Source organism: Enterobacter cloacae complex sp. P12RS, assembly GCF_014895875.1.
Taxonomy (GTDB): domain Bacteria; phylum Pseudomonadota; class Gammaproteobacteria; order Enterobacterales; family Enterobacteriaceae; genus Enterobacter; species Enterobacter bugandensis.
In genome coordinates this window covers 1-5,657 of the sequence record NZ_JADBQO010000082.1, presented here as the reverse complement: position 1 = coordinate 5,657, position 5,657 = coordinate 1, and the positions used below count along the sequence as shown (strand labels likewise).

8 protein-coding genes and 2 pseudogenes are annotated in these 5,657 nt (G+C 47.9%); 9 read left to right on the top strand and 1 reads right to left on the bottom strand.

The features are described 5' to 3' along the window. Positions 1–231: hypothetical protein (locus IM284_RS22910; RefSeq protein WP_193055961.1), on the top strand; the 231-nt coding region annotated here is incomplete at its 5' end. Between the two features lie 160 nt (positions 232–391). On the opposite strand, the gene IM284_RS22905 is transcribed toward IM284_RS22910, so the two are convergent. After that, positions 392–1,312 carry a LysR family transcriptional regulator gene (locus IM284_RS22905; RefSeq protein WP_047367868.1) on the bottom strand — a complete coding sequence of 307 codons (921 nt, stop codon included), beginning with the start codon at positions 1,310–1,312 and terminating at the stop codon, positions 392–394. A gap of 141 nt (positions 1,313–1,453) precedes the next feature. On the opposite strand from IM284_RS22905, the gene IM284_RS22900 reads away from it, so the two are divergent. The 8 genes and pseudogenes from IM284_RS22900 to IM284_RS22875 all read left to right on the top strand — a co-directional run. Further along, positions 1,454–1,843: a RidA family protein gene (locus IM284_RS22900; RefSeq protein ID WP_047367867.1), complete on the top strand. Its 390-nt coding sequence runs from the start codon at positions 1,454–1,456 to the stop codon at positions 1,841–1,843. Between the two features lie 48 nt (positions 1,844–1,891). Further along, positions 1,892–2,143: pseudogene (locus tag IM284_RS23560) on the top strand (alcohol dehydrogenase catalytic domain-containing protein); the annotation flags it as partial. A 147-nt stretch (positions 2,144–2,290) separates the two neighbouring features. Next, complete coding sequence (locus tag IM284_RS23555; protein WP_226838955.1) at positions 2,291–2,851, top strand: zinc-binding alcohol dehydrogenase family protein; 561 nt, start codon at positions 2,291–2,293, stop codon at positions 2,849–2,851. Positions 2,852–3,128: 277 nt separating this feature from the next. Continuing rightward, a complete protein-coding gene (locus IM284_RS22890; protein WP_041909206.1) occupies positions 3,129–3,386 on the top strand; it encodes an antitoxin in 258 nt (85 codons plus the stop codon). Further along, on the top strand, positions 3,387–3,719 hold the full coding sequence (locus IM284_RS22885) for a type II toxin-antitoxin system PemK/MazF family toxin (RefSeq protein WP_028013735.1): 333 nt from the start codon (positions 3,387–3,389) through the stop codon (positions 3,717–3,719). Between the two features lie 677 nt (positions 3,720–4,396). After that, positions 4,397–5,176, top strand: coding sequence for an ABC-three component system protein (locus tag IM284_RS22880; RefSeq protein ID WP_193055960.1), 780 nt, complete (start codon positions 4,397–4,399; stop codon positions 5,174–5,176). Continuing rightward, positions 5,160–5,384 carry an ABC-three component system middle component 7 gene (locus tag IM284_RS23810; RefSeq protein WP_370552128.1) on the top strand — a complete coding sequence of 75 codons (225 nt, stop codon included), beginning with the start codon at positions 5,160–5,162 and terminating at the stop codon, positions 5,382–5,384. Before IM284_RS22880 ends, IM284_RS23810 begins: the two co-directional genes overlap by 17 nt. Further along, positions 5,374–5,657, top strand: a pseudogene (locus tag IM284_RS22875) (chromosome partitioning protein ParA); the annotation flags it as partial. The gene IM284_RS23810 and the pseudogene IM284_RS22875, both read left to right, overlap by 11 nt.

The following is a 5,657-nucleotide window of genomic DNA, read 5'->3' as shown; positions in this document are numbered from 1 at the left end:
ACTAAAGAAATTCTTCCATTTTATGATATTGATTTTATTGAAGAGATAGCGTCATGCGGTGAGCGAGTCAAAGAACGATTAACTTTGCTCTCTACCGAAGAATACCAGTTACAACGTCGCCAGTATCAGGAAGGGCCAGACTATCTTCAATCGTTGGTTAAAACACTCGAAGCCGAACTTGAGGGCATTTGCGGTATTGCCTGTGAAAAGAATCCGCTTGGTAACTATTAGTGGATCACAGATGCAAAAAGCCGGCTTCAAAAGAAGGCTTTTCAAAAATGGCTCCTCTGAATGGGTTCGACTTTGCCAGTAGCAGACAAATAAATATTTCCCTTTCTGTCAAAACCGCCTGAATGACCACCAATCGGCGGTGATGAGCGAATAGATATAGTCACTTAATGGTAGAAGTAGGGACATGCTGCTGCATCAACTCAACGATCCAGTCAATAAAAACGCGCAGTTTAGCGTTGACGTGGCGGTTAGGCGGGAATGCCAGGTACAGGGGCATTGGAGCAATACGCCAGCGTTCAAATAGCGGAATCAAGGCACCGCAAGCCTGATGTGCTGCCGCCATATAGACCGGCAGCGCAATCACGCCCAATCCCGCTAGCCCAGCTTCGAGGTAAGCATTGCCATCATCCACAGCAAGCACATAGTTGCCCGTAATTTCAATACGTTCACTCTCACCGTGCAGCACCAGAGGATCAATCTTACCGGTGCGTGAGGACAAGAATCCCACGATGCGATGGTCCGTGTTTTCCAGCTCTCGCGGATGCGCGGGGGCACCGAGGCGTTCCACATAACTCGGTGCGACGTAAACACCGATTTGCAAATCGCCAACATGGCGCGCGATCAGTGACTGGTCATTGATTTCGCCACCCCGCAGGACGCAGTCCACGTTGTCGCCGATCAGATCCACCACCCGGTCACTTACGCCCATGTCAAACTGGATATCAGGGTAGCGCGCGTGAAAAGCCGGTAGCGCGGGCACCAGCACAAGGCGGGCGAGAGGAGTGGGCACATCCACCCTTAACCGTCCCCTGGGCGTCATCGCCGCACTGGACAGGCTGTTTTCTGCATCTTCCATGTCCGCCAGCAGGCGGATAACGCGCTCGTAGTAGACCGCGCCATCGGGAGTGACGCCGAGCCTGCGGGTGGTGCGATGGAGTAGCTTGACGCGCAGGCGCGCTTCCAGCTGCTGAATAAGCTGCGTCACCGTGGTTTTGCTCATATGGAGCGTTTGGGCAGCCTTCGTGAAGCTGCCTGCCTCCACCACGCGAGCAAAGGCGCGCATCGCATCAAAACGATCCATCCCATGTCCTCTCTTTTCACTGATTGTTTGGATATTACAAACAATGATGGACAAAGTCGCCTGTTTATCCCTCTGCTTCAGCAGCTGTAAAGTCTCTTTACGTTCACCGGGCAGAGTTCGCCCCATTACAAAGGTACACATATGACAACACGCGAAGCCGTTTTTCCCTTCGGACGCCAGGCGCTCTATGAGCGCAATCGCTATTCACCCGCCATCAAATCTGATGGCTTCTTGTTTGTTTCGGGGCAGGTGGGTAGCCGGGAAGATGGTTCGCCTGAAGAGGATATAAAAGCGCAGATCCGTCTGGCGTTTGATAACCTTAATGCTGTTCTCACGGCTGCGGGCTGCACGTTCGATGACGTGGTTGACGTTACCCTTTTTGTTGTCGATCCCGAGTCAAACCTCGACGCTATCTGGAGTGTCCTGCCAGACTATTGGGGGGAAGCACCTTATCCGACGCTGACCGGGATCGGCGTGACGTGGCTGTACGGATTCAAGTTTGAGATAAAGGTGATTGCCAGGCTACCCTGAGCGTTACGGATCTTTCCGACGGTCAAAAGGTAAGTCAGAGGAAAATTTATGAAGGCAGCGGTTTATGACGTGGAAGGCGCTCCCGGCGTCCTGCAATATGTCGATGTTCCGGATCCGGTCGCAGGGCCTGACGATGTCCTGATTTCTGTCGAGGCTATCTCAATTGAAGGGGGAGATCTGATCAACCGACGTTCAACTCCGCCGCCTTTTCCTTCATGGATCGTTGGCTACGCGGCCGCGGGGACGGTGGTTGCCGTCGGGTCGAAAGTTCGTAGCCGCAAGGTTGGAGACAGAGTGACTGCTTTTAGCATGCAGGGATCGCATGCGGAACGTTGGGCTGTGCCTGCGGAACGAACGTGGCTTATACCAGACGGAGTGGATGCAGCAGAAGCGGCGGTGGTACCGATCTCCTTTGGAACCGCATATCACTGCCTCTTCACACGAGGCATGCTCCGGCACGGAGAAACCGTTCTGATTCAGGCAGCAGCGGGTGGCGTGGGGCTCGCGGCCGTTCAGCTTGCCTCACAAGCTGGCGCGACGGTCATCGCCGTGGCAAGCGGAACGCAGCGAAAAAACCGGTTGCTGGAACTGGGGGCCGATCATGTTGTGGATCGTGTAGAGAATAACGTCGTGGAAAGTGTCCGACAGGTCACTCGTGGCACCGGTGTTAACCTCGTTATCGATCCGGTAGGGACGACGTTGCCTGCGTCGCTTTCTGCACTCGCGCCGGAAGGGCGTCTCGTTTTCGTCGGTAATGCGGGCGGTGGCAGCCTGACAGCCGACTTATGGCCGGCAATGCAGTCTAACCAGACGCTCATGGGAGTATTCATGGGCCCCCTTTTTGAAAGGCCCGAGGTTCGGGCAAGCGTGGACGAGATGTTGCAGGCTGTAGCGACAGGGCGCATCAGGGTTGTCATTGACCGCATCTTCCCCCTGGCTAACGCTGCCGCGGCCCATGAATACGCCGAGACAGCGAAACCGCTTGGCCGTATTGTTATGAAGCCATGATGGGGGTTGACCTTAGCTTGGCCCCCACAATGCTCCCGATGCGGAAGCCGCCTCGCATTTCGTTTATCCGATCCGCCATAATTCTTTTAACCGTAAAAACAGTTTTTTATTATCAGCCTTCTTAGTGACGCAATTCGTTCCCACCAGCGCTGCCCTTCGATGGATAACGGCTCTCTGCCCACTTAATTACGAAAAGGAAATCACCATGAATCTGATGAATAATTGCGCATCTCCTGGCATGAATGTTATATTAAAATATAATATTAGGAGGTGCGCTATGTATAAAACTCGCCTGAAAAAGGTCGGCGGATCCATCATGCTGGCGGTTCCTCCCGCCGTGCTGAAAACGCTGGAACTGTCGACGGACAGCGAAGTCGGCATGACCATCAATAATGGCTGCCTGATCATTGAACCCCAAAAACGGCCTCATTATTCGCTTGAGGAGCTGCTGGCGCAGTGCGATCCGCACGCTGAAATGAGTGAAGAGGATCGGGAATGGATTGATGCGCCTGCGGTAGGAAAGGAGATCCTGTAAATGGACAGAGGGGAAATCTGGCTTGTTTCACTGGATCCGATTGCTGGCCACGAGCAAAGCGGAAAACGTCCGGTTCTCATCGTGTCGAAGGCATCGTTTAACAAGCTGACCCGGCTACCGGTAGTGGTTCCCGTCACCAGCGGCGGTAACTTTGCTCGCACGGCAGGTTTCACCGTTTCACTGGAAGGGGCGGGGACAAAAACGATGGGCGTTATTCGCTGCGACCAGCCCAGAACTATTGATATGGCTGCCCGAAACGGCATGCGGCTGGAACGCATACCTGATGCCGTTGTAAATGAAGTGCTTGCCAGGCTGGATGCGATTCTGAGTTAACATCAGAGACGCAGAAAAGCAAAAAGCCTGCTTTAAAAGCAGGCTTTTCAAATTTGGCTCCTCTGACTGGGATCGCCTTTGCCAGTAACAGGCTAATACATAAGCTAAACTTGAATTCACTTGTTGTCAAGACCACCAGAATGACCACCATTTTTCTCCCCTATACGCCGATAGAATCACTGGGGGATAATTACACTTTAATCATTTATATAAAAATTAGTTAAGGATTCGCGGGTAATCATGAAAAAACATGGCACCCTAACTTGGATCTCATTTGCCAGTGACTGGCGAAAAATTAAGCAAAAAGAGGATTCTTATTTGCTCAAGCCAACCAGAATAATCACCAAACTAATGAGCTAGTAAACCATTAAGGTATAGGCTTGGTTTACACCAGATAGGGTGTAACTAGTTGTATGGAATGCTTAAAAGTGATCATATGCAACTCTCATGGTTGATTGCATCTTTAATCATACATTCTGGTAATTGCACTTAACTACAAAATCTGAGATCGTTTTAACATTTGATGACTTCAAATGAATTCGGTGAGCTATCCTTAGGTTGTACTGACACTAGGCTAAGGGATTGTAAACAGCCGTAGCCGTCAGTTCTGAGGGATCCCTTCTGCTCACCATACTTTTGAGTCCATTGGCAAAAAAAATCGAGCAGGATTCAGACATATGGCAAATATAAGGATTAAATACCATGCTAATGAACACAGCATTCTATATGCGGAGACTGGAGGCTGTTGCCCGCTCTGTACATCACCTATGATGTTCAAGAAAGCAAGTTCTAGACATCCTAGTATAGGATATGAGATTGCTCATATTTATCCATTAAATCCGAATGAATCGCAGGCAAAGGCTCTTGAGCAATATTCAGTACCTGATGACATCAATTCCCTTGAAAATGTAATTCTCTTATGCCCAAATTGCCATACAAAGTATGACAAAGATTTCAAAATCGAAGAATATCTTAGGCTTTATAATATTAAAAATGGCTATCTTAGTGAGACAAAGGCAAAACAAACAGCTTCTCAATATGCTCTGCAAGATGAAGTGTGCGAAATATTAGATCTCATTGTGCTTGGTGATGATAATTTTGCAAATTTTTCTGAGACTAAACTAGATGTCAGTTCGCTTAATGAAAAACTCAAGACCGATATGAGTCCTTTGCAGAAGCGAGAAATTCGTTCAAATGTTATCGACTATTTTGTACCTATTAGGAATCATATCCGACTTCTCGAACAGTTGGATCAAGCCGCCATACGAATACTACAGAATCAAGTAAATACCTATTATCTGATAATGGAAAAGCAAAACCCTAAGAATAAGGATTTAGTTTTTAACTATGTTTCACAATGGATAAGCTTGAAGTCTGGTAAATCCATTATTGCATCCAAGATCCTTACATCTTTTTTTATCCAAAATTGCGAGGTATTCGATGCTAGTTCCAACTAAATTCACGAGTCTTGAAGAGTCGACCATTTTTAAAATGCTAGTCATTTTAAAAAACAAAGTAGACGACGAAAAAATGTCGGATTTATTGACAAGAACTTCGGCGAGCTTTCAAGATGCTTCGGAATTTTTACATGCTTTAGATATCCTATATGTTCTTGGTTTGATTGATGTTGATGTTTCGATGGAAACGATAAAATATGCTAAGTAAAATAATCTGCTCACTTTTCAATCATGGTGGAATATCATTCAATTATGGCTTGAATGTAATTCTTGGCGATGATAATGCTAAAAACTCAATTGGAAAATCCTCTGCTTTGATGGTCATTGATTTTGCTGTGGGTGGTATGTCTCTTTTGGATGATAAGGCTGGTATTATCAAGTCTATGGGGCACCATAGTTATATCTTTGAATTTATTTTTGACGATGTTGTATATTATTTTAAACGGTCAACAAGTGAATCCAATGTGGTTCATGTGTGCAA